The 20516-nt window shown below is 63.0% G+C and carries 13 protein-coding genes and 1 tRNA gene; 8 read left to right on the forward strand and 6 right to left on the reverse strand.

The features are described from left to right. Positions 1-188: 188 nt before the first annotated feature. A tRNA-Leu gene (locus J7E24_RS12455) sits at positions 189-271 on the forward strand. A gap of 155 nt (positions 272-426) precedes the next feature. After that, entirely contained in the window at positions 427-1395 is a 969-nt protein-coding gene (locus J7E24_RS12460) for an AAA family ATPase (RefSeq protein ID WP_215138485.1), read from the forward strand. Positions 1396-1442: 47 nt separating this feature from the next. Here the strand turns inward: J7E24_RS12460 and J7E24_RS12465 are convergent, their stop codons facing one another. The 6 genes from J7E24_RS12465 to J7E24_RS12490 all read right to left on the reverse strand — a co-directional run bounded on the left by J7E24_RS12465 (position 1443) and on the right by J7E24_RS12490 (position 9359). Further along, a complete protein-coding gene (locus tag J7E24_RS12465) occupies positions 1443-2708 on the reverse strand; it encodes a lipopolysaccharide biosynthesis protein (protein WP_215138486.1) in 1266 nt (421 codons plus the stop codon). Positions 2709-2769: 61 nt separating this feature from the next. Continuing rightward, complete coding sequence (locus J7E24_RS12470; RefSeq protein ID WP_215138487.1) at positions 2770-3999, reverse strand: glycosyltransferase; 1230 nt, start codon at positions 3997-3999, stop codon at positions 2770-2772. Positions 4000-4168: 169 nt separating this feature from the next. Next, positions 4169-6112, reverse strand: coding sequence for a glucosamine-6-phosphate deaminase (gene nagB / locus J7E24_RS12475; RefSeq protein WP_215138488.1), 1944 nt, complete (start codon positions 6110-6112; stop codon positions 4169-4171). A 234-nt stretch (positions 6113-6346) separates the two neighbouring features. Beyond that, positions 6347-6925 carry a hypothetical protein gene (locus J7E24_RS12480; RefSeq protein WP_215138489.1) on the reverse strand — a complete coding sequence of 193 codons (579 nt, stop codon included), beginning with the start codon at positions 6923-6925 and terminating at the stop codon, positions 6347-6349. 56 nt (positions 6926-6981) lie between these two features. After that, a complete protein-coding gene (locus tag J7E24_RS12485; RefSeq protein WP_215138490.1) occupies positions 6982-8463 on the reverse strand; it encodes a hypothetical protein in 1482 nt (493 codons plus the stop codon). 185 nt (positions 8464-8648) lie between these two features. Next, positions 8649-9359: an N-acetylmannosamine-6-phosphate 2-epimerase gene (locus J7E24_RS12490; RefSeq protein ID WP_215138491.1), complete on the reverse strand. Its 711-nt coding sequence runs from the start codon at positions 9357-9359 to the stop codon at positions 8649-8651. A 378-nt stretch (positions 9360-9737) separates the two neighbouring features. Here J7E24_RS12490 and J7E24_RS12495 point away from each other — a divergent pair, with 378 nt between their 5' ends. The 6 genes from J7E24_RS12495 (at position 9738) to J7E24_RS12520 (ending at position 20409) form a co-directional block, all read left to right on the forward strand. After that, positions 9738-10379 (forward strand): RNA polymerase sigma-70 factor, encoded by a 642-nt coding sequence (locus J7E24_RS12495; protein ID WP_215138492.1) that lies wholly within the window; start codon positions 9738-9740, stop codon positions 10377-10379. Positions 10380-10586: 207 nt separating this feature from the next. Next, a complete protein-coding gene (locus tag J7E24_RS12500; RefSeq protein WP_215138493.1) occupies positions 10587-11723 on the forward strand; it encodes a FecR family protein in 1137 nt (378 codons plus the stop codon). A 75-nt stretch (positions 11724-11798) separates the two neighbouring features. After that, on the forward strand, positions 11799-15494 hold the full coding sequence (locus J7E24_RS12505; RefSeq protein WP_215138494.1) for a SusC/RagA family TonB-linked outer membrane protein: 3696 nt from the start codon (positions 11799-11801) through the stop codon (positions 15492-15494). Positions 15495-15515: 21 nt separating this feature from the next. Next, the gene (locus tag J7E24_RS12510; protein ID WP_215138495.1) at positions 15516-17063 is read left to right on the forward strand and encodes a SusD/RagB family nutrient-binding outer membrane lipoprotein; all 1548 of its coding nucleotides are present in this window, start codon (positions 15516-15518) and stop codon (positions 17061-17063) included. A gap of 174 nt (positions 17064-17237) precedes the next feature. Further along, on the forward strand, positions 17238-17942 hold the full coding sequence (locus J7E24_RS12515) for an SGNH/GDSL hydrolase family protein (RefSeq protein ID WP_215138496.1): 705 nt from the start codon (positions 17238-17240) through the stop codon (positions 17940-17942). A 211-nt stretch (positions 17943-18153) separates the two neighbouring features. After that, a complete protein-coding gene (locus J7E24_RS12520) occupies positions 18154-20409 on the forward strand; it encodes a beta-N-acetylhexosaminidase (protein ID WP_215138497.1) in 2256 nt (751 codons plus the stop codon). The last annotated feature ends 107 nt before the right edge of the window (positions 20410-20516 follow it).

Here is a 20516-nt window from a genome sequence, read left to right on the forward strand (position 1 = left end):
TATCCGTCAGTAGCGTGCGGTCTGCATTCATAGACGATGAACAGCCACTTAATTGAGAACAGTTCCTAGAGCTTCACCACAAGAATGGTATCAATAATGACCATTGGATTGCTAACTTGCAGGTACTTTGTCCAAACTGTCACGCTCAGACTAAGAACTACCGTGGCAAAAACCAGCAAATATAGTAAGCCGGAGTGGTGGAATGGTATACACGAGTGACTTAAACTCACTTGCCTTCAGTGGCTTACGGGTTCGAGTCCCGTCTCTGGTACAAGGTAAAGGCAGCTTCGCAAATGCGGGGCTGCTTTTTTGTTTACTGGACTAACAGACCCGCACTATGTAGAGCGAATAGCCCCTGAACAAAGGCAAATTTCTACCTTTAAGGCCTCGACTTCCGCTTGCTACCCTGTGCTTATGCCCTCCGCTATGCTTTCCCCTAACGATTATCAGCAGAAAATAAAGCAGGCCTTTGCCGAGATGAGCAAGGTGGTAGTGGGCCAGCAATACATGGTGAACCGGCTGCTGATTGGGCTGTTTACCGGCGGGCACGTGCTGCTGGAAGGCGTGCCGGGGCTGGCCAAAACCCTTACCATAAGCACGTTGGCCAAGGTGCTGCACCTGCACTTCCAACGGGTGCAGTTCACGCCCGATTTGCTGCCTTCCGATTTGGTGGGCACCATGATCTACAACCAGAGCCGCTCGGAGTTTGAGGTGAAAAAGGGGCCGATTTTCGCCAACCTGGTGCTGGCTGATGAGGTGAACCGCTCGCCGGCCAAAGTGCAGAGTGCCTTGCTGGAGGCCATGCAGGAAAAGCAGGTGACAATCGGCGAAACCACTTACCCGCTCGATTTGCCGTTCCTGGTGCTGGCCACCCAGAACCCGGTGGAGCAGGAGGGAACCTACCCGTTGCCCGAGGCCCAGGTCGACCGGTTTATGCTGAAAGTGCACGTTGATTACCTGAAGAAAGCCGACGAGCTGGAGGTAATGCGCCGTATGGCCAACCTAAGCTACATGGATGACGTGCGCCCGGTGCTCACGCGCGATGATATTTTCGGTATTCGCCACCAGATCAATCAGGTACAGATTTCGGAGACGCTGGAGAAGTATATTATCGAACTCGTGTTTGCCACCCGCAAGCCGTCCGAATACGATTTGCCCGAGTTCCAGCAGTACCTGCAGTTTGGCGTGAGCCCCCGGGCCAGTATTGCCCTGCACCGCGCCGCCAAGGCCGTAGCCTTCCTCGACGAGCGCGACTACGTGCTGCCCGAAGACATCAAGGACGTGGCCGCCGACGTGCTCAACCACCGCATCCTGCTCAACTACGAAGCCGAGGCCGACGGCATCCGGACCCAGGATATGATTGAGGCCATTTTGCGCAAAGTTCCTATCAGCTAAGGCTGTTGAATTGCGGCTGGTTTACCGTCAGTTTGAAGTGTCCGTTTTTAGCGGCGGCGCAGCAGTTGCCAGGCGTGGGCCGCATCGGCGGGGCCGGGTAAAAAAGAACTGGGGCCTTGCCCGGTAACCCGGTGGAAGTGCCAGAGCAGATAGGCCGTGGAGGCCGTGTAGGAGAGGGTGGAGGCCAGTGCTGCCCCCTCAATACCCAGGCGCGGAATCATTAGCAGGCCCCCGGCCAGAGTCAGGGCCAGACCTACCAAGGCGGCCGTATTGTTGATGCGATACTGAGTCCGGCCACTGAAGTAACTGCTAATCAGCATCTGGATGGCCATGATGATGACCCCCGGGGCCAGCAGCCGCATCACTGTTTGCGCGGGCCCGAATTCGCGGCCGAATATGGCTGTTAACATAGCAGGTGGCACCGCTATCAGTACCAGCACGGCCGCGGCCGTGCCCAAAACTGCCAGCCGGCCCACCCGCAATGCCGATTCGGGCAACAGGTTTCCACCGGGCGTGTTCACCAGGTCGACGTACTGTACCAGCGCCGCACTGCGCGGAATCAGCCAGATGGCTTCCATCAGGGCCACGCCCACCGAAAGAACACCCACGGCCCGGGCATCGGCGAAATAGGCCACAAAGTAGTAGCCAAGGCGGTAGTTGGCGAAGGCCAGCACATTGGAGAAGTGCGCCCCCCGGCTGTGGCGGGCCAGTTCGCGGGTGGTGGCCCGCAGGCGGCGGCCGTGGCGACGGCGCGGGTCGGGCAGGCGCAGCAGTGGTACCAAGCTCAGCAGCAGCGGTAGCCCGAAGGCCAGGTAAGCAGCATAGTAATAAGCTTCAACGGAAACCCAGCGCCCGCCGAGCCAAAAGGCCAGCAGCAACGCACCGGCCAACAGGGCTGCCTGGGTCAGGGTGAGCAGGTTGTATGTGGATTCGCGGCGGCGGCCCAGCAACAGGGTCGTATTTATTGAGAAGAAGGCCTGTAGCAGGCTTAAGGCGCCTAAATGCAGCAGGTACGAGGGTTCCGGCTGCCGCAGCAGGGCCACTAGGCCTGTGCCAGCTGCGCATACCAGCGTCGCCCAGGCATAGGCCGGCAGCAGCAGGTGCCAGAGGTTGCGGCGCGGGGCTAGGTAAATCAGTGAGGAGCCCCCTAGTAGCCCGATGAACAGCAGGATGGCCGCGCAATCGGTTACGAACAGGCTGATTGCGCCCCGGCCCGCGGCCCCCAGGTAGCGGGCCGTCAGCCATACTACCCCAAAGCTGAGCAGGGCCGCGGCCAGGCGGGTGGTAAAATTCTGAACGACTCGGCGCAGCATTTAGGCAGGAAGACTAACGAAACCGACGAAAAGTAGAACGAAATCAGTCAGCAACTCAACCCTAGCCACTAACCACCGACCCGTATACCTGCCGGAAGGCAGCACCCACGGCCGGGTAACTGAAGCGGGCCAGGGCCGTGGTGCGCATCTGCTGCTCGTTGAAATGACCGACCGGCGCCTGCAGCACTTCCAGCAAAGCAGCATAAAGCGCCTGCTCGTCGCCGGGCTCCACCAGCCGGCCGGCCGAGCCATCGGGTGGTAGCAGCTCGGGCACGCCGTTCACGCGGGTAGCCACGGCGGGCAGGCCGCTGGCTTGAGCCTCAATCAGCACGCAGGGCAGGTTTTCATAGTTTGAAAACAGCACGAAGGCCTTGGCCCGACGCATTTCGGCGGCCACCTGCTCCGAGGTTAGCTTGCCCAGAAACTCCACTGTGCCATCGGCCAGCAAACCCAGCTCGGCGGCCAGTTGGTGCATCTGCGCCTCGGCCGGACCGTAGCCGGCAATGCGCAGATGCAGGTGTAGCGCGGGATGGTCGGTATGCAGCCGGGCCACGGTGCGCAGCGTGCCGCTCAGGTTTTTGGCCTGCTCGTTGAAAGCGGCTACGTTCAGCAGGCCCCGGCGCTGGCCAGCCTCGGCGGGCAGCCCGAACCGGTCGGTATCCACTACGTTGGGGATGATAACGGTTTGCCGGGCCCGGCCGCCCAGGCGTTCCAGGGCCCGTTTTAAGTCGTCGGAAACGGGGGTGAAGGCGGCTGCTCGGCTCACCAGCTGCCCGGCCAGCCAGCCGCGCCACCAGCTGAGCCGATGGGCATTGACAGGCAGAAACGCAGTCCAGTTTTCGGTAATCAGGTACGGAATCCGGTAGCGCCATTTCAGCGCCAGTGCCAGCGCCGCGGTGCGCAGCATAATATGCGCATGCACCACATCGGGCCGCTGGCCCTGCCAGTGCCGGCACACGGCCCGCCAGCCCTTGCCCATACACACCAGCCATAGCCCCAGCTTCAGCAGCTTATCCAGCGGGGCCAGGCCCGTGAGGCGGGCACGGTAGTAGTAGCGCCAGGTAGGCACCGGGCCGCTCAGGTCCACTTCACTTTCAATGATGCCGGACAGCGGCCCCCGGGCCACAGCCGCAAATACCACTGCGCTCCGCAAAGGCTGTTCGGGCGTATCGGTGGCGGCAATGGCGGCTACGTGCCGGGCTACAAAGTCGCCATCCTGGTCGTCGTAGCGGTGCGGGTACCACTTGGGCAGGTGCAGAACATGCAGGGCAGATGGAGAAGCAGCAGACACGAAGCAAAAGTACACCAAGCTGCCATAGTGTGCCGGCCATAGCGACAACAGAAGAGCCGGCTGCCCTGGGGTAGCCGGCTCGAAATAACCAGGCTTATTTATGAGGCCACACAGAGTTTTCGATAAGAATATGCAAACGATTACACATTCCTGACATAGCTTGACAAGCCTAAAAGCGCCAGCGGACGAAGGCCTCCATGGCCTCGTAGTTGGCCATGCCCAGGCGCAGGTACTGCCGGGCCGTTTCGTGGTTGCGGTGCTCGGCGCGCACCCAGAACTCGCGCGCATCGTCGCCGGGGAAAACGGGCGTGTCCTTCTGGCTCTGGTGCTTGAAGATGGCGTTGCGCTTGCGCAGTACCTCCTGCGGCGACAGGGGCACGGCCATTTCAATCTCGTGCACCGGAAACTCGTGCCAGGCCCCGCGATACAGCCACACCCAGCAGTCGGCTACCCACTCCTCGCTCGCTTTCAGCCGGCGCAGCGCCTCGGCCACAATGTTGAAACAGACGATGTGCGTACCGTTGGGGTCGGCAAAGTCGCCGGCCAGAAACACCTGGTGCGGCTTAATCTGCTGCAACAGCTGCATGGTCAGCGCAATGTCGTCGTCGGTTACCGGGTGCTTCACCGTCTTGCCCGACTCATAAAACGGCAGGGCCTGGAAGTGGATGTGGCGGTCGGGCAGGCCAGCGTAACGGGCCCCGGCAATGGCCTCGCTCTTGCGGATGTAGCTCTTGACGTTGCGAATCTCCTGCGGGTCGACCTCGTTGGGCTGCTTGCGGGCGATAAAGGCGCGCATCTGCTCGTACACGCGCAGCAGCTCCTGGCCGTCGCGGCCCAGGCTGCGCTCCAGGTCAATGGCGAATTCCATGTAGCGCAGCACGTCGTCGTCCCACACGGCCGTGTTGCCGCTGGTCTGGTAGGCCACGTGCACGTCGTGGCCCTGGTCGATGAGGCGGATAAAGGTGCCGCCCATCGAAATGACGTCGTCGTCGGGGTGGGGCGAAAAGATGAGGCTGCGCTTTTTTTCGGGCAGCGCCCGCTCGGGGCGCTGCGCGTCGTCGGCGCCGGGCTTGCCGCCGGGCCAGCCCGTAATTGTGTGCTGCAGCTGGTTGAAGATGGCAATGTTGATGTCGTAGGCCGGACCCCGCTCGGTGACCAGCTCGGCCATGCCGTTGGTGTTGTAGTCTTCTTCGGTGAGCTTGAGGATGGGCTTGCCCAGTGTATTGGACAGCCAGATAACGGCCTTCTTGATCAGCTGCTCGCTCCACACGCAGTCCTTCACCAGCCAGGGCGTATCGAAGCGCGTGAGCTCGGCGGCGGCGGCCTCATCGAGCACGAACTCCACGTTGCCCGCCAGCTGCAGGTAGGTGGCTGGCACCTCGCCCGACACGTCGCCCTCCACGGCCTTCTTGACAATGGAAGCCTTCTTGCCGCTCCAGGCCAGCAGCACTAGCTCGCGCGCCTTAAAAATAGTGCCGATGCCCATGGTGATGGCCTTGCGCGGCACGTTCTCTTTGCCCCCGAACTCGCGGGAGGCGTCGCGGCGCGTCAGATCGTCGAGCGTGACCAGGCGCGTGCCCGAGTTGGGGGCTGAGCCGGGCTCGTTGAAGCCCACGTGGCCCGTGCGGCCGATGCCGAGCAGCTGCAAATCCAGCCCACCCGCTTCTTCAATCTGCTGCTCGTAGCGCAGGCAGAAGTCGGCTACGTCTTCGGGGGCCAGCGTGCCGTCGGGGATGTGGATGTTTTCGGATCGAATGTCAATATGGTCGAACAGGTGCTCGTGCATAAACATCACGTAGCTCTGGGGCGCGGTGGGCGCCATCGGGTAGTACTCGTCGAGGTTGAAGGTGACGACGTTGGCAAAGCTGAGCCCCTCTTCCTTGTGCAGGCGCACCAGCTCGGCGTACACCTGCACGGGCGTGGCGCCTGTGGCCAGCCCCAGCACGGCCGGCTGGCCGGCGGCCTGCTTGCGCCGGATCAGATCGGCAATGCGCGCCGCCACCTGCACCGAGGCCTGTGCGGCGCTGGCGAACACGCGCACGGGCTGCTTTTCGAAGCGCGTTTCTTCCAGCAGGTTCAGCCGGGATTTGACGGGGGCAGTCAGGTAAGCCATCGGGTCAGAAATTGGTAAGGGTAAGATGCCAGCCACCGAACTCGGCATTAGTTAGAAGCTACTCAGCTTTAACAGCAACCTGCTGGATGGCTAGCATTAGGGTGCTTTCCGATAGTTAGTTCAGAGCTGAAAAACTCAACCCTTAAATAACTACAGGTGCTTGCTTGAACCAAGTAAGGTGAATTTGTATTGCCTGAGCTTTGTGATGCAGTTATTGACTTAAGCTGGTAAGGCTTAAATCAGCTGCACAAAGTCGGCGGGGCGGTGGAAATCGGGAGTACTTTCGGCGTTTAGCGCCAAGCCCCAGAAACCGCGTGCCTGTGCCGGGCCGAGGCAGGCTGTGAGGTTGCCGAACAGCAGCGCGCCGGGCTCATAATCAGGGATGCGCACGCTCAGGCGGGTTTGCCAGGCATCGGGCTCCAGCAAAACTTCCTTGGTGAAAGCCAACTTGGCGGGCGGCGCGAACCGGCGGGCCGGTTCCTCTACCCACAGGGCGAACGGCTGCCCCAACGGCGAAATCTGTACCTCCAGGTAAGGTCCCGATTGAGCTTCGGGGTGGGGTCGGGGCTGCAGAAACAGTTCTACTACATCGTGCTCCCACAGGCCCCAATTCTCCCGGTAATCAGTGCGCGAAAAATCGGGGTTGCAGTTCCAGCAGGCGGCCCCCATGGGGCGCGTCACGCGGAAGGTAGCCGCAAACCAGCCCTCAGCCGACAGCTGCCAGCGCACCTGTACATGGGGCAAGGCCGCCGTACCCGGGGCCACCGAATGAGGCCGCAGCTGGGTGGCGTGGGGAAGAGGCGTAAAACGCATAGTTTTTGAATTTAAGCTGTTAGCTGACAGCTTTCCGTTTTTCAGCTAACAGCTAATTACATGAACATGAGCGCGGCCAGCAGCAGGCCGGCGAAGGCCAGCACCCAGGTGTAAGGCAGCGTGTTCCAGAGCACTTTCTGCACATCAACCCGCATTTCGTTGGCCAGCCACACGTTTTGGGTGTTTGTCGGGTCGCTAATGCTTTGGATAGGACCCACGGCCATTAGCAGGCCCATAATGGCTAGTGGGTTGAAACCCGAGGCCAGGAACACGGCTGCTAGGCCGTAGCCCATGCCCCACACGTTGAGCGGGCCGCGGTACAGGGCCAGTGGTGCGGCCAGCGTGAAAATCAGCAGGTAAGACCAGCCGTAGTGGGGCAGCACGAATTGCAACAGTGGCCGCAGCAGCCCCAGCACCGGCCAGCCATTTGGGTAGTTGGGCAGCGGGGTGCCGGGGCCCATAATGGCCACCAGCAGCATCCCGATGCCGAACATGAGCACCACGGCCGGCATCACCACGGCCCCGCCTTCCAGCACGGCCTGCGTCAGCACATTAAGGCTGCCGCGACGGTAGGTGCTGGCAAACGCATACAGCAGCCCCAGCACAAAAGCGGCAATGAAATTCACCCCGAACAGCAGAATCAGTAGCAGCGGCACGAGTGGCGCGAAGTAGGCCGACCAGTGTACTTCGGTGGTGCCAGCCGGGGCGTTTTTGCGCAGCACGGCCCGTACCGATACCAGCAAGGCCAACGCTAGCATGCCCGCCGCCGCCGCCCACTTAAGAGCGGTGCCCACCTGCCCGGCCAGAGCGTCGATTTGCTGCCGGGTAGCATCGGGAAGGCCGTAGGAGTAGCCCACGGCCAGGCCCGCCGCAACGAGTAGCAGCACGCTGCTAGTGACGATGATGCGGCGCAGGTTTAAATCCTGCCCGTCGCGGTGCAGCTGCCAGGTGATGTAGACCAGCGCGGCGGTGGTGCTCACGGCAAACATCAGCAGCGCGAAGGGCCGTACCTGCTCCAGCTCCAGGCCCAGCACGCTCACGTACACGGCCCAATTGGTGGCGTTGAGTGTGCCGCCAATACTGAGCCCGAACAGGAAAATACCCACCGTCGCCAGCCCGCTAATGCCCACCGATGAAAGGATGGGCAGCACGATAGTAGCCACCATAATAATGGCCCCCAAACCCGTAACGGTGGTGAACAGCAGCGCAATAATGGCCAGCATGCTCACCGCAATCAGCCAGGGGTTGTCGCCCGACAGCTCGGCGCCTTTCTTGACGAAGCTCTCCACGACCCGCGTTTTCTGCAGAATCACGCTCAGCATGCTGCCGAACAGGGCTACCGTGTAGGCCACATGTAGCTTCACGGCCCCGGCTCCGATAACGTGCTCCAGCACGTCGGGCAGGCCGATGCCGCCGACCAGGGCAATCAGCACGGCCATCAGGGGCAGGGCGAGCAAGGCAGGCAGCTTGCGCAGAAACATGAGCAGCGCCATCAGCACGAAAATGCCCACCAGGGCCACCAGTTGGAGTGTCTGCATCCGAAGCGCGCAGGAAAAGCGGAAGAAGGGAGAAACGAAGGGTTAGCTCAATAGACCTGCTTTGTCGGCTCTGCCCTTAAAAGATGGGGCTACGGGCTAAGCGGAACAGTCGGAAAGACGCAAGAATTTGCGTCTCCTTGCTGCTGAGGGCGCTGTTCAACAACGAGCTGCGGTGTGCAATGTCGCTACTCGCCTTCGGCGCCTTGCAACGCCTGCACGTACCATTCGGTGATGAGGGCGGGCCGGGTAATGGCCGAGCCGGCCACTACGGCCCAGGCGCCGGCCTGCCGGGCCAGCGCCGCGTCGGCGGGCGTATTGAAGCGGCCCTCGGCTAGTACCGGTACGCGCACCCGCCCCACCAGCTGCCGCAACAGCTCCAGGTCGGGGCCGGCGGTTTTGTGGGCCGCCGTTTCGGGCGTGTAGCCGCTGAGCGTGGTAGAGAGGCAGTCGGCCCCGGCAGTGGCGCAGGCTTCTCCCTCGGCCACGGTAGCAATGTCGGCCATCACCAGGCAGCCTACTTCGGCTTTTACCCGAGCAATAAACTCGGGGCCCGTGAGGCCCTCGCGGCGGCGGGCGGTGCCATCAATAGCCACCACGGCGCAACCCAGCGCGGCCAGCTCGCGCACGCCGGCCAGCGTACCGGTAATGCACACCGAGCCATCCGGGAACGACGATTTCAGCAGCCCGATTACCGGCAACGAGACTTCGGCCAGGATGCGGCGGGTTTTTTCGAGCCCTTCGGAGCGGATACCTACGGCACCGCCCTGGGCAGCGGCGCGGGCAAACAAAGCCACTCCCTCGGGGGTGTTAAAGGGCGAATCGCCTTCGGCCTGACAGGAAACGATGAGGCCGTGGTGCAGGGTAGCCCAGAGCCGGTCGGGAGAAAGAGGTTGCATAGCAGGAAAAAGCAGCCCGGGCACTGCGCGGAAATCAACCGGGAAAATGTTAGAACGGCTTAAGGGGTGGTAGGCCCGGCTGCGTCTTTGATGCCAAATGCAGACTCCGCACGCATCCATTACCACCGTCAAGACCTGTTTCCCTCCGGCTTCCCTTAAGCCCGACTGCCAGGTGCCTGCTAAATGGCTGGCCGCACTTATTTGCGGTTAATATAGATTATTGATAATATTAAGCTGAAAGTAGAAGAGGGCTAATTTGGTGGCGTATTAAGTGGGAAAAACTGGATTTTATTTTGGAAAATCGCAAAATAACAGGCCTTCAAGTGGAAATACTTGCTTTGTTCGAACAGAACCGGCACTTTTAGCAAAACGATTCTGATGGAAGCTGCCCTCCCGCCAACTGCCCTTCTAGTTCACCGGATTGCTACTGCCGACGACCGGCGGGCCTTCGGCGAGCTGTTCAATTTCTACCATCCGCGGCTGCTGAAGTTCTCGCTGCTCTACGTGAAGTCGCGGGAATTGGCGGAGGAGGTGGTGTCGGATGTGTTCTTCAAAATATGGCAGAAGCGCGCAACGCTGCCAGAGGTAAAAAACCTGGACAGCTACCTCTACATATCCATCAAAAATCAGTCGCTTAACTACCTGCAGAAAGCCGAAAACCAGCCCACCGTGGCCCTCGACGATTTGCCAGCCCACCTGACGGTGGAAACCCTCACGCCCGAGCGCACCCTGCTCGTATCGGAGCTGCAGGCCGAGATTCATCGGGCCGTGGAAAAGCTGCCCCCCCAGTGCAAAATCATTTTTAAGCTGATCCGCGAGGATGGCCTCAAGTACAAGCAGGTAGCCGAGATTCTGGGCATTTCGGTGAAAACTATTGAGGTGCAGATTGGCATTGCCATAAAAAAAATAAGCGCCGATTTGCAGGCTCATCTGGCCGCCGGCCGGCCCGGCGCAACCCGTACGCTGCGGCTGGCCCAGGCGCTGGTACCCCTGTTGCTGGCCGGAGGGCTGGTTGGCTAAAACTCTGCTTTTTGGCTGCGGCGCTCAAAGCCGGGCCTGCTTCCTGCCTGGCAGGAAGCAGGCCCGGCTTTCTGGCTTGTGGGTTTTTGTAGCCAGCTAGCCGGCCGCGTGCGGGCTGGCGTGCCTATTTTTCGGGAAAAAATTTAAGGGATAAGTGTTGCGCCCGTGTCTAGAAAGAAAACACGTCATCTGAGCCAAAACCGCGGAATGGAGATTTCCGAACTGTACGACCTTATCGGGAAAGAATTCGCCGGAGAACTCTCGGAAGTGGAGCGCGAGGTGCTGCACGCCTGGCTGGCCCAGGCATCGGAAGAGGAGTGCTTGATTTACAACGAGCTGCGCCTGTTTTGGCACGGCCCCCAGCCGGCCGCCGCGCCCGCCGCTACTGCCCGCGCCTTCGACCAACTGCTGGCCCGTCTCGATGAGGCCGACCAGCTTAGCGCTAACGAAACCAGCGCCTATCAAACCGCTTTGCGCGGCCCTTACCTAGCTACTGACCCAGCTGCCGCTGCGCCGCCAGCCGTGGCCCCTTCGCGCTGGCGGCGGGTGTGGCTGGCCGCAGCCTCGGTGGCCGGACTGCTGGCAGGCGGCGCAGCCTACCAGCATTATCAGGCCTCGCCGGCTGCTACCGGCGCCATCAGTTACGAGGAGCGCACGAACCCGCGCGGTACCAAATCGGAGGTGCTGCTGCCTGATGGTACTTCGGTGTGGCTGAACGCCGACAGCCGCCTGCGCTTCCCAACGGCTTTCCGCGGCGCCCGGCGTGAGGTGTACCTGGAAGGGGAAGCCTTCTTCGACGTGAAGCGTAACGAGCAGATGCCCTTCATTATTCATGTAGGCCCCAACCAGGTGCGCGTGCTGGGCACCTCGTTCAACGTAAAGGCTTACCAGGAGGACGAGGCGGTGGAAACGGCCGTGGTAACGGGTCGGGTGGCCTTCATCCGGGCGGCGGCTCCGGCGGCGCCCGCCGCTACGCTCGATACGGTGTACGTGGTGCCCGACCAGAAGGTGGTGTACTCCAAGACCAGCCGCGAACTGCGCGTAGAGCAGGTGAATGGGCGCGACTACGCGGCCTGGAACCGCCGCCTGCTCGTGTTTGAAGCCGCACCGCTGGCCGAAGTAGCCAAAACCCTCGAACGCCAATATAACGTGCAGGTGCGCTTCGCCGATGAGCGCCTGCGCAACTGCCGCCTCACCGGCCGCTTCAAAGACCAGTCGTTGCCCGAGGTGCTGCGCCTGATTGAAATGACGCGGGCCTTCAACTTTGAACTCCGCAACCAGATGCTCACCATTAAAGGTGCCGGCTGCGACGCCGAGCCAGCCGGGGGGCGCCCACTTATCTGACGCCGGCCGGGCCTTCCGATTGGCCCGGGCGGCATGCTCTTTATTTCCCACTTGCCTGCCTAATTCCCACTTCTCATGCATAAAAGGCTACTTCCGGTTTCCCGTTTACACTGGGGCCCAGCCCGCACCTCCGCCGGCCGGGCGCTGCTGGTAGCCGGCTCGCTGCTGCTGGCCAACCTGAGCACCGGCATTGGCCAGCAGTTGCAGGCCGCGCCCGTGAAGGCGGGCACCACCATCACGCTGCGCGCCCAAAATAAGGATGCTACCTATTTACTGCGCGAAATTGAGCGCCAGAGCAGCTACGTGTTTATCTACAGCGACAACCGCCTCGATAAGCAGCTGCGCCAGACCGTGAACCTGACCAATGTGCCGCTGGAAACGGCTCTGGAGCAGGTGTTGCGGCCGCTGGGCATGGACTTCCGCATCGTGGGCCAGCAGATTATCCTCACCAACCGCCGCACCGGCGCGGCGGCCGGGGCCGTACCGGTCGCGGCCGGCAGCACGCTGGTGGCCCTGAACGGCGGCCTGGTGCCAGCCAGCACCGTGCCGCAGTTAGCGGCCGTGGCGCGCACCATCAGTGGTACGGTAACGGCCGGCGACGGGGGCGGCCCGCTGCCGGGCGTGAACGTGGTGGCCAAAGGCACCACGGTGGGTACGGCCACCAACGCCGAGGGCTTCTTCACGCTCGAAGTGCCCGATGGCGTAACGGCGCTGACCTTTAGCTACCTGGGTTACATAGGCCAGGAAGTAGCACTGGGAACCGGCTCGACGGTAAACGTAGTACTGATTGCCGACACCAAAACGCTGTCGGAGGTAGTTGTAACGGGCTACGGCCTGGAGCGGCAGCGTAAGTCGCTGGGCTATTCGGTGCAGGATATCCAGGCCGAACAAGTGGTAGTGGCTCGCGAACCCAACATCATCAACTCGCTCAGCGGCAAGCTGGCCGGCGTGCAAATCAGCCGCAACGGCTCGGGGCCAGCCGGTTCCACCAACATCATCATCCGGGGTTATACTTCGCTCAACCGCGACAGCCGCCCGCTGGTAGTGGTCGATGGTGTGCCCATCGACAACACCAACCTGCAGCAAGCCAGCCGCTCGGGCGGCTTCGACTCGGGCGACGGCCTGTCGACTATCAACCCCGAAGACATCGAGAGCATTTCGGTGCTGAAGGGCGGCAACGCGGCGGCCCTGTACGGCAACCGCGCCGCCAACGGCGTGCTGATTGTGACTACCAAAAAGGGCCGTAAAAACCAGGGTCTGGGCGTATCGGTGAACTCGAACACGACTTTCGACCGGGCCCAGGTACTGACCGACTACCAGAACGAGTATGGGCAGGGCACGCAGGGCCGCTTTTTAAGCAACTTGGCCGGCCAGCCCCTGCTCACGCCCGAGGGCGTGCCCCAGATTCAGGAGGCACTGGAAAACATCGGCAGCTGGGGGCCCCGCATGGATGGGCAACTGGCCAAGCACTGGAATGGCGACATCAAGCCTTTCAGCCCCCAACCCGATAACATTAAGGACTTTTTCCAGACCGGCTACACTACCTCCAACACGGTAGCCCTGACGGGGGGCACCGAAAAATCGACGCTACGGGTGTCGCTGAGCGACTTGCGCAACCGCGGCACTTACCCTAACAGCAGCCTCACGCGCAATAATGTGGCGCTGCGCGGCACCACAGTGCTGGGCAGCAAGCTCTCGGTCGACACTAAGCTCAACTACACCTACTCGCGTACCTTCAACCGGCCCACGCTCGGGGCCAGCCCCGATAACGTGATGACGCAGTTCCTGTACATGCCGCGCAGCATTTACCTGGACGATTTGCGCAACTACCGCGACCCGGCAACGCTGCAGCCAGTGCTCTGGAACCGCAACACCCAGCTGGCGGCCGGCGTGCTGGCCTCGGGCACTCAGCGCCAGAACCCGTTCTGGGCCGCCTACCTCAACACCAACGAAGTCAGCCAGGACCGCGTGAACGGCTCGGTGGCCATCCGCTATGATTTCCTGCCCTGGCTGTGGCTGCAGGTGCGTGCCGGTACCGACTTCTACACCTCGCGTTCGGGCTACCGCTACGCCTCCTGGACCAGCTGGAACACGACGGCCGTGCCCGACCGCGGCGGCCTGTCGGAGCGCACGTTTAGGGTAAAGGAGAACAACATGGACTTCATCCTGAGCGGCACACGCAACCTGAATGAGGACCTGGAGCTGACCGTGCAGGCCTTCGGCAACCTGCTGCAGCGCCGCAACGAGCAGGTGGGCGCCTCCACCCAGGGCCTGAACGTGCCCAATCTGTTCACCATCGACAACGGGGCGGCCAAGGTGCCCATCTACAATTTCGAGCGGAACGAGGTGCAGTCGCTTTTCGGGCGGGCGCAGCTCAACTACCGCAACGCCGTGTTCCTGGAAGGTACCTTCCGCAACGACTGGGACTCGACGCTGCCGCTGGATGGCAACTCGTACCAGTACCCCAGCGTTTCGCTGGCCGTGGCTTATACCGATTTGCTCAAGCTCGATTCGCCGGTGCTGAGCCTGGGCAAGCTGCGCGCCTCGTGGGCCCGCGTGGGCAAGGGCGCCGGCCCCTACGAGCTGCGGACGCTTTACGACCTGGGTTCGGGCATTTCGAATGCCCCGGGCGTGGGCAACTCGCACCTGGGCCAGGCCTTTGCCAACCTGCAGGACCAGCTGCCGACCATCAACCTGAAGCCCCAGACCACCCGCTCGATTGAGTTTGGCTCGGAGATGCGCTTTTTCAAGGACCGCGCCGGCCTCGACGTAACGGTGTACCGCACCAACACATTCAACCAGATAACCAACATTGGTGTGTCGGCGGCCTCGGGCTTCCGCTCGCAGCTTATTAACGCCGGCGACATCCAGAACCAGGGCATCGAGATTATCGGCCTGGTAACGCCGGTAAAGCTGGAGAACGGCTTCCGCTGGGACCTGACGGCCAACTGGGCCAAAAACCAGTCGAAGGTGGTGCGGCTCAACGAGGGCGGCGTGTCGTACTTCCTGGGCAACGAGAACAACAACGTGTCGGTAGTGGCGGCCGTGGGCAAGCCCTTCGGCGACATTTTCGGCACCGTGCTGCAGCGCGAGCCCGAGTCGGGCCAGCTGATTCTCGACGCCAACGGCTTCCCGCTGGCTTCCACCAGCAACAACAACAAGCTCGGCAACTTCCAGCCCGATTGGTTTGGGGGCCTGAGCAACAATTTCAGCTACAAAGGCTTCAACCTGAATGTGCTGCTCGATGCCCGCTGGGGCGGCCAGATTTACTCGGTGTCGCAGCAGGTGGCCTCGGTGCGCGGCAATGCCGCGCAGACGCTGGAAGGCCGCGAGGGTTGGTACGCCTCGGAGGCGGCCCGCCTGGCGGCCAACCAGACGCCCGGCAACTGGACGCCCACCGGCGGCGTGTTTGTGGAGGGCGTGGTGAAAAACGCCGACGGCACCTTCACGCCCAAGTCGGGCTTCGTGAACCCGGAGTCGTACTGGGCGCGTTTGGCTACGGTATCGCAGCCGTTCGTGTACGACGCCACCTTCATTAAGCTGCGCGAAGTGGCCCTGGGTTACCGCCTGCCTTCCTCGCTGCTGGCCAAGACCAAGTTCATCCGCGGGGCCAGCGTCTCGATTGTGGGCCGCAACCTGGCTTTCTTGCGGCGCGACACCCGGGGCTTCGACCCCGAGTCGGGCTACAACCTGAGCCGGGCCCAGGGCCTGGAGTCGGGCGGCTACCCCAATAGCCGCAGCCTGGGCTACAACCTCAACCTCGAATTCTAATCCGGCCCTGCCGCTATTTGTATGAAGCCGAATTCCCGCTTTTCACTGGCCGCTCTGGGCCGCCGTCCGGCCGCCGCCTGGCTGCTGGGCCTGGGCCTGCTACTGACGGTGCCCGCCTGCACCGACCGCTTCGAGGATATCAATACCGACCCTACCAAGGCCGTAGACGTACCGGCCAACCTGCTGTTTTCGCGAGCCCTCAAGTACGGCACCCTCTACGACAACGATGAGCAGCTGGGCGAGCACCTGCACGCCAACATGTGGGTACAGTTCTTTGCCAACTCCACAGCCGCTTTTCAGACCGACCGCTACGAGAGTAATTTAGGTTGGGCAGGCACGTTCTGGAACAACTTCTATGCCGGCTACGGCATGGACCTGCAGCAGGCCATCCGCATTGTGCAGGATTCGCCCGAGGAAGTGAATAAGCTGAGCGAAGCGCGCATCTGGCGTGTGTTCCTGTTCCAGCGCATGACCGATTACTGGGGCGATATGCCCTACTCGCAGGCTTTTAAGGGGGTAACCGAAGGAATAGTTCGGCCCGCCTACGATCCGCAGCAGGCTATTTATGAGGATTTTATAAATGAACTGAAGGAGTCGGTAGCGGCCATCGACGACACCAAGCGCGGCAACTTTGGGCAGGCCGATTTGCTGTTTGGCAACACTGGCTCGCACGCAGCCAGCACCGGCTTAGCGGCCGTAAACAACCGCTGGCGCCGCTTCGGCAACTCGCTGCGCCTGCGGGTGGCCATGCGCATGAGCAAGGCCAACCCGGCTTTGGCCGAGCAGCAGGTGCGCGACGCGCTGGCTGCTGGTGTGATGCGCAACAACGCCGAGTCGGCCATCATGAAGAACACCGGCGGCAGCATCCGCATCAATCAGAACCCGCTGGCTGTGGTGCTCAACTTCGCCGACAGCCGCATCAGCGCCACCGTAGTCGACTACCTGACTCGCTTCGACGACCCGCGCCTGGACGTGTTTGCCGACCCCGTATCGAGCAGCAATCCGGCTCGGGTGGGCCTGCCCAACGGCCTGTCGGCCACGCAGCTGGCCCAGCCCCAGTACAACCCCTCGAACTTCTCGCAGGGCGGCGCCCGCTACAAGGACCGCACCAACGACCAGAACCTGCTGACCTACGCCGAGGTGTGTTTCCTGCGGGCCGAGGCCGTACTGCGCGGCTGGAGCAGCGAAGGCACAGCCCAGAGCTGGTACGAAACCGGCGTGCGCGAGGCAATGGCGCTGGCCGGCATCACCGACCAGGCAGCTATTACGGCCTACCTCAACGGGCCCCTTGTGAAGTTCAACCCCGCCAAAGCCCAGGAGCAGATCAGCACCCAGAAATGGCTCTCACTGTTCGGCCACAACGGTTTCGAGGCCTACGCCGAGTACCGCCGCACGGGCTTCCCGGTGCTGCAGCAGATTCCGAACCAGGGCGAAACCGAGGGCCAGGTGCCGCGCCGCATGCGCTACCCCAGCACCGAGGCCCTGCAAAATCCCGAAAGCTACCAGGAGGCCATTGCCCGCCAGGGCCCCGACCTGATGACGACCCGCATCTGGTGGGACAAGCAGTAACCGTATTTGCTCGGGCTGCCAGCCCGGCGTAGGGGCGGGGCTTGCCCCCGCCCGCCGTTGAACGATTCCCACAAGAACTGTTCAACGGCGGGCGGGGACAAGCCCCGCCCCTACAGCGTTTAGTATAAACAAACGGGTACTATTCACCCAGCATATCTTTCTCCTTCCATTGGTATGATGAACTACCTGCATAGGAGTGTGCTACTTGCCCTGCTCGGACTGGCAGCCGCCCCTCTTGCGTTGGCCCAGTCCGTGCCCGGCCTGCCCAATCCGCCCAAGCCCTTTAAGCCCGAGGTGTGGACTGCCGAAATATCCGCCTTCGCCCGCCAGGATAGCCTGACGCCGCCCCCGGCCCGGCCCATCGTGTTCGTGGGCAGCTCGTCGGTGCGGGGCTGGCGCACGCTGGCCGCCGATTTTGCCGGCTGGCCCGTGATCAACCGCGGCTTCGGCGGAGCGCGCCTCACCGATGTGAACTACTACTTCGACCGGCTGGTGCCGCCCTACCGCCCGCGCCAGGTGGTGCTGTATGCCGGCGACAACGACATTGCCGCCGGCTACGCGCCGGCCCATGTGTTCGACTCATTCCGCACCTTCGCCCGGCAGCTGCGCCGCACCTTGCCCGGCACCCAGCTCACTTACCTGAGCATAAAGCCCAGCCCCGCCCGTTGGGCCCAGTACCCGTTCATGCAGCAGGCCAACCGCCGCATTCGGCGCTACGCCCGCTGGCACCGCAACGTCGATTTCGTAGACGTGAGCACGCCGCTGTTGGGCCCTAACGGCCGCCCCAGGCCCGCTTTCTACCAGGGCGATAGTCTGCACACCACCCGCCCGGCCTACGAGCTGTGGACCGAGCTGGTGCGCCCGCATCTGGTGAAGTAAGGATGAACGTGTAGGGGCGGGGCTTGCCCCTCGCCCGCCGTTGCACGATAACGTTTGGTTTCGTTCCGGGGCGGGCGGGCGGGCGGGGACAAGCCTCGCTCCCTACCTCGCCCATATTGTTTCTTCTATGACGCCTGGCCGCTTATCAGTTTTAGTGTTCTGGCTGCTAACACTGGTCGGGCTGCTGGGGTGTGGGCGGCCGACGGCGCATTTGTCCGAAAATCTAGCGCGAGTCAAAGAGCCACCGGCGCTCCTACCCCAGCCGCGCGCCGTAGCTTTTGGTGGCCCCGGCTTCACGCTCACATCGCGCACCCGGCTCTACCTCACAGGCCCTACGGCCGATAGCAGCGCAAGAGCGGTAGGCCAAGAGCTGGCCATCTGGCTGCACCAGCGCGGTTTGGCTACGGGCCGCCTGCACAGCAGCGCCGACACCACGCTTGCTGGAGTCCACCTAACCATTGATGCCACACCAGTACCTGACTCGTTGCGCGAACAGTACACGTTGTGGGTGGGGCCAGCAGGCATTCATCTGCGAGCTTCAACGGCGACGGGGCTGCACAACGGCGTCCAGACGCTACGGCAGCTGCTGCCCGCGGCATTGGCAATAGGGGCCAGCGGGCCGGTTGCGGTGCCGGGCGTGCAGATTGAGGACCGGCCCGCTTACGCCTGGCGCGGGCTGCTGCTGGATGTGAGCCGGCACTTTCTGCCCCAGCCCCAGCTGCTGCGCTACCTCGATGTGCTGGCCGCCTACAAGCTCAACCGGCTGCACCTACACCTCACCGACGACCAGGGCTGGCGCCTGCCCGCCCCCGCCCGCTGGCCCCGCCTGAACACCGTCGGCGCCTGGCGCACCGATTCGACCGGGCAGCGCTACGGCGGCTTCTACACGGCGGCCAAAGTGCGCGAATTGGTCGCCCAGGCCCGAAAGTGCCACATCGAGCTGGTGCCCGAAATTGATATGCCCGGCCACGTGCGGGCGGCGCTGGCCGCCTACCCCGAACTCTCGTGTACCGGCCGGCCGGGGCCGGTGGCTACCGATTGGGGCGTACACGAGGACGTGCTGTGCGTGGGCAACCCGCGCACCTACGAATTCGCGGCCGACGTGCTGGGTGAGGTAATGGACCTATTTCCGGGCAAGTTCGTGCACGTGGGCGGCGACGAAACCCCCACCGTCCGCTGGCGCGAGTGCCCGCGCTGCCAGGCCCTGATGCGCCGCGAGAACCTGCACTCGGAGCACGAGTTGCAGACATATTTTTTGCGGCAGGTGGCGGGACTGCTGGCGGCGCGGGGCCGCCGGCCCATTGTCTGGGATGAGGCGCTGGGGCTACAAGGGCAGGAGGGAAGCCGCCTGCCGGCCGGTACGGTGGTGCAGGCCTGGCACGGGCTGACCCCGGCGGCGGCGGCGGTGCGGGCCGGCCATTCGGCCATCAGTTCGCCCAGCAGCTTTACCTATTTTGATAAGAACACGGTCATCATCGACCTGCCCCAAGCGTATCAGTTCAACCCCACCCCGGCCGGCCCGACCGCCGCCGAGCGAAGCCGGGTGCTGGGCGGCGAGGCGGCCCTCTGGACCGAGCGCCTCCGCACGCCCGCCCAAATGGAGCAGGCGCTTTTCCCGCGGCTGCTGGCGCTGGCCGAAGTGCTCTGGCGTGGCCCGCAACCCGTTACCACCTACCCAGCTTTTCGGGCTCGCGCCCGGCAGCACTACCCGTGGCTGGCCGTCCAGGGCGTGCAGGTGGGCTTCGAGACCCGGCCTCTGAGCGTGACGACCACCCCGGCACCTGGCGGCCTGCAAGCGGCCCTGGCAGCCGGTGGCCCCGATATCGAGCTGCACTACACGCTTGATGGCACTCCGCCAACGCTAACTTCGCCCCTCTACTCAGAGCCGCTGCTGATTGCGCGGCCCACGCGGCTGCGGGTGCTGGCGGCCCGCGCCGGCCGGCCGCTGGCCGAGCTGCCGGCCGTGCGCCTCCGGCCCCATGCGGCGCTGGGCCGGCCGGTGCAGTTGGCCGCACCCTTCCATCCGGCTTACTCAGGTGGCGGGCCTAATGCCCTCACCGATGGCCGCCTAGGCAGCGCCGACTACCGCGACGGAGCCTGGCAGGGCTTTGAGCGCACGGATTTTGGGGCTACGCTAGCCCTTGGGGAAGCCGGCCGTGGCGTCGACAGCGTAACGGTGGCCTTTCTGCAGGACTGGAACTCCTGGGTTTTCCTGCCCCGCACCGTGCGCTTCCGCTTCTCGGCCGACGGGCGCACGTTTGGGCCGGCCATTGAGCAGCAAACCACCGAGCCGCTGACGCTGGTAGGGCCGGTGCGGCGGACGTACCGGGCGGCGGTGCCAACGGCCGGGGCGCGTTTTGTGCGGGTGGAAGCCGCCAACGTGGGCGTGTGCCCGCCCGGCCACCCGGGGGCCGGCGGGGCGGCTTTTTTGATGGTGGATGAGGTAATTGTGACGGGTAGCAGATAATCCCGCCAGATAATCGGCCCAGGCTTAAGGGATTCGGCTCCAGAGCGGGTCAATAGGGTAGCGCCCGGCCGCTGGCCGGTTCGGGGCGCTTTCACTACCGACATTCC

It is taken from the genome of Hymenobacter sp. ISL-91, assembly GCF_018613725.1.
GTDB lineage: Bacteria > Bacteroidota > Bacteroidia > Cytophagales > Hymenobacteraceae > Hymenobacter.

Excerpts from the sequence above, each read along its gene's own strand:
- J7E24_RS12485 (WP_215138490.1), bottom strand. The coding sequence starts at position 8,463 with ATGCAGACACTCCAACTGGTGGCCCTGGTGGGCATTTTCGTGCTGATG.
- J7E24_RS12480 (WP_215138489.1), bottom strand. The coding sequence starts at position 6,925 with ATGCGTTTTACGCCTCTTCCCCACGCCACCCAGCTGCGGCCTCATTCG.
- J7E24_RS12500 (WP_215138493.1), top strand. The coding sequence starts at position 10,587 with ATGGAGATTTCCGAACTGTACGACCTTATCGGGAAAGAATTCGCCGGA.
- J7E24_RS12505 (WP_215138494.1), top strand. The coding sequence starts at position 11,799 with ATGCATAAAAGGCTACTTCCGGTTTCCCGTTTACACTGGGGCCCAGCC.
- J7E24_RS12495 (WP_215138492.1), top strand. The coding sequence starts at position 9,738 with ATGGAAGCTGCCCTCCCGCCAACTGCCCTTCTAGTTCACCGGATTGCT.
- J7E24_RS12465 (WP_215138486.1), bottom strand. The coding sequence starts at position 2,708 with ATGCTGCGCCGAGTCGTTCAGAATTTTACCACCCGCCTGGCCGCGGCC.
- J7E24_RS12460 (WP_215138485.1), top strand. The coding sequence starts at position 427 with ATGCTTTCCCCTAACGATTATCAGCAGAAAATAAAGCAGGCCTTTGCC.
- nagB (WP_215138488.1), bottom strand. The coding sequence starts at position 6,112 with ATGGCTTACCTGACTGCCCCCGTCAAATCCCGGCTGAACCTGCTGGAA.
- J7E24_RS12490 (WP_215138491.1), bottom strand. The coding sequence starts at position 9,359 with ATGCAACCTCTTTCTCCCGACCGGCTCTGGGCTACCCTGCACCACGGC.
- J7E24_RS12510 (WP_215138495.1), top strand. The coding sequence starts at position 15,516 with ATGAAGCCGAATTCCCGCTTTTCACTGGCCGCTCTGGGCCGCCGTCCG.
- J7E24_RS12515 (WP_215138496.1), top strand. The coding sequence starts at position 17,238 with ATGATGAACTACCTGCATAGGAGTGTGCTACTTGCCCTGCTCGGACTG.